Origin of the sequence: Streptomyces sp. NPDC057271 (assembly GCF_042668715.1) — a bacterium.
In the GTDB taxonomy this organism is placed as follows: domain Bacteria; phylum Actinomycetota; class Actinomycetes; order Streptomycetales; family Streptomycetaceae; genus Streptomyces.
The window spans coordinates 57,618-60,853 of sequence record NZ_JBHUYJ010000015.1 but is presented as its reverse complement, the minus strand read 5'-3'; the positions used below and the strand labels follow the sequence as shown (position 1 = coordinate 60,853).

The window sequence follows — 3,236 nt, the reverse complement described above, 5'->3', positions numbered from 1 at the left end:
TGGTGGGGGGATCGATCATGTCGTTCCTTCGGAGAAGGTTCGGGGAAGATCGTCCGGCTGCGGAGGCCCGGGGGCCCGGACCTCCGCAGCCGGTGTGCGATCTAGAGGTACTGACCGGTGTTGGCCACCGTGTCGATGGAGCGTCCGGTGTCCGCGCCCTGCTTTCCGGTGACGAGGGTGCGGATGAACACGATCCGCTCGCCCTTCTTTCCGGAGATCCGGGCCCAGTCGTCGGGGTTGGTGGTGTTGGGCAGGTCCTCGTTCTCCTTGAACTCGTCCACGCAGGCCTGGAGGAGGTGGGAGACGCGGATGCCCTTCTGGTTGTGGTCGAGGAAGGCCTTGATGGCCATCTTCTTGGCCCGGTCGACGATGTTCTGGATCATCGCTCCGGAGTTGAAGTCCTTGAAGTACAGGACTTCCTTGTCGCCGTTGGCGTACGTGACCTCGAGGAAGCGGTTCTCCTCGGATTCCGCGTACATCTGCTCGACCACGGACTGGATCATTCCGTGGGCCGCGGCCTCCTTGGAGCCGTGGTGCTCCGAGAGGTCGTCGGAGTGCAGCGGCAGCGAGGCCGTGAGGTACTTCGCGAAGATGTCCTTCGCGGCCTCGGCGTCCGGGCGCTCGATCTTGATCTTGACGTCGAGCCGGCCGGGGCGCAGGATCGCGGGGTCGATCATGTCCTCGCGGTTGGAGGCGCCGATGACGATGACGTTCTCCAGCCCTTCCACGCCGTCGATCTCGGCGAGCAGCTGCGGGACGATCGTGTTCTCGACGTCCGAGCTGACTCCGGATCCGCGGGTGCGGAAGAGGGATTCCATCTCGTCGAAGAAGACGATGACGGGGGTCCCCTCGCTCGCCTTCTCCCTGGCACGCTGGAAGACGAGGCGGATGTGCCGCTCGGTCTCGCCGACGTACTTGTTGAGGAGTTCGGGACCCTTGATGTTCAGGAAGTAGGACTTCCCTGCGGGCTGCCCGGTCACCTCGGCGACCTTCTTGGCAAGGGAGTTGGCGACGGCCTTCGCGATCAGCGTCTTGCCGCAGCCGGGCGGACCGTAGAGCAGGATGCCCTTCGGCGGCCGGAGCTCGTGCTCCTTGAAGAGGTCCGGGTAGAGGTACGGAAGCTCGACCGCGTCCCGGATCATCTCGATCTGGCCGCCGAGGCCGCCGATCTTGTTGTAGTCGACGTCCGGGACCTCTTCGAGGACCAGTTCCTCGACCTCGCTCTTGGGCACGACCTCGTAGACGTAGCCGGAGCGGGGTTCGAGCAGCAGGGCGTCGCCGGGGCGGATGGTGATGTCCAGCAGCGGCTCGGCGAGCCTGACCACCCGTTCCTCGTCCGTGTGCCCGATCACCAGGGCGCGCTCGCCGTCCTCGAGGATCTCCTTGAGGGTGACGATGTCCCCGGCGCGCTCGAACTCCATGGCCTCGACCACGTTGAGCGCTTCGTTGAGCATGACTTCCTGGCCGCGCCGGAGCTCGTCGAGCTCGACGCTGGGGCTGACGTTCACCCGGAGCTTGCGGCCCCCGGTGAAGATGTCGCAGGTGCCGTCCTCGTTGGCCTGCAGGAAGACACCGAAGCCTGCCGGTGGCTGTGCGAGCCGGTCGACCTCCTCCTTGAGGGCCACGATCTGGTCGCGGGCCTCACGGAGTGTGTTGGCGAGCCGCTCGTTCTGCGCGGACACGCCGGCCAGGTTTGTCTGCAGCTCGACGATCCGCTCTTCGAGAATCCTCGTATGACGCGGAGAGTCGGCGAGCTTGCGGCGCAGGACGGCGATTTCCTGCTCGAGATAGGCAACCTGGCCGGCGGGGTCTTCAGACCCCCGCCCCGGCCGGATGCCGCGGTTGATGTCGTCGTCGTGGGCTGCCACGGTCCTCACCTCCTCCAAGGGGAGCTGGACGCTTCCTGACCCTACCTGCGTGGGTGGTGATTGAAACCCCTAGATCACAAAGACTGTCGGGGTGTGTCCGATCTTCACCCTTGCGCTTCCCCTCACGCCAGGGGAATACCCACCCATCAACATCGGAAAGCAGCCGGTTGTATCGTCATCAGTGGTCAACACCCGTCAGGCTTGGCCGGACTTAGAAGAACGATCTCTTTTTTCGACGCTCAGGAACGGCAGGAGACATGACCGTGCAGCACGAGGCCCCGACGGAGGGCGCCGGCGAGGCGCTGGAGGTCTGGATCGACCAGGATCTCTGCACCGGGGACGGGATCTGCGCGCAGTACGCTCCCGAGGTCTTCGAGCTCGACATCGACGGCCTGGCGTACGTGAAGAGCGCGGACGACGAGCTGCTGCAGGACGCCGGGGCCACGACGCCGGTGCCGCTGCCGCTCCTCCAGGACGTCGTGGACTCCGCCAAGGAGTGCCCGGGCGACTGCATCCACGTACGCAGGGTTTCGGACAGGGTCGAGGTCTACGGGCCTGACGCGGAGTGACGGATCACACGCTCCGCGCGTCGGACTGGGCGGAGCGTACGAAGGTTCCGCCCTTCCATCGCCAGCTGACGCGCTCCTGCTCGTCGGGGCAGCAACTCGGCACGTCCGGGGAGGAGTAGCCGAGCAGGGTGGCGGCCACCGCTCCGTCGCGTACGGCGAGGTCCGCGACGTTCTTGTGCAGGCTGGACTCGACGAGGGTCGCGACCACGCGTGCGCCGGGGCCGGTCTTGGCGTGGGTCAGGACGTAGAGGGCGTGGGGCGGCGTTCCCGAGCCGGCTTCGCAGTGTACGACTGCGACGGTTTCGGGGTTTCCGTCGCCGTCGAGGTCCCCGGAGGCGCGCTGCGCGATCTTGACGGGGGCTCCCCCGCACTCCAGCGGATAGTCGGCCGTCGAGGCGTCGGGCGCGGGCCGTACGGCGGCCGGCGCGGCTCCCGGGGCGGCAGCGGTGGTGGCGGTGGCGGGGCCGGGCTGCAGCAGTCCGGCGGCGGCCACGACGGCGGCCATCGCGGTCGCGGTGGCCAGCCAGTGCACCGGCCGGGCGTGGGTGTGCGCGAGGTCCGGGACGGCGGGGGGCTGCACGCGGGATGTCTCCTGTGAGGGTGGTGCGGAAGGAGTTGCGGGCATCGTGCCACACGTCACAGGCGGGCGGAACAGGCGGGGTGCGGGCTCTCCGCAAAGATGCCGAACGTGAAGGTGCCGGCGTCGAGTTTCCCTCCCCCTTTGGCGGAACCCCACAGAGGTACACGTTCTTTTTTTTGGGGTCCGTCCTGGGGGAGTCCCCCCCTTTTTGTGCCCTCC

Annotated in this window: 3 protein-coding genes; 1 reads left to right on the top strand and 2 read right to left on the bottom strand. The window is 67.2% G+C overall.

Features of this window, described 5'->3' with window-relative positions; genetic code table 11:
* Positions 1 to 101 precede the first annotated feature (101 nt).
* Positions 102 to 1,868, bottom strand: a complete 1,767-nt coding sequence (arc, locus tag ACFUJR_RS10390; protein ID WP_383174993.1) for a proteasome ATPase — start codon at positions 1,866 to 1,868, stop codon at positions 102 to 104.
* A 257-nt stretch (positions 1,869 to 2,125) separates the two neighbouring features.
* Between arc and ACFUJR_RS10385 the strand changes: the two genes are divergently transcribed.
* Positions 2,126 to 2,437, top strand: coding sequence for a ferredoxin (locus ACFUJR_RS10385; RefSeq protein WP_383174990.1), 312 nt, complete (start codon positions 2,126 to 2,128; stop codon positions 2,435 to 2,437).
* 4 nt (positions 2,438 to 2,441) lie between these two features.
* Here ACFUJR_RS10385 and ACFUJR_RS10380 read toward each other — a convergent pair whose 3' ends face one another.
* A complete protein-coding gene (locus ACFUJR_RS10380; RefSeq protein ID WP_383174987.1) occupies positions 2,442 to 3,017 on the bottom strand; it encodes a hypothetical protein in 576 nt (191 codons plus the stop codon).
* Positions 3,018 to 3,236: the final 219 nt, after the last annotated feature.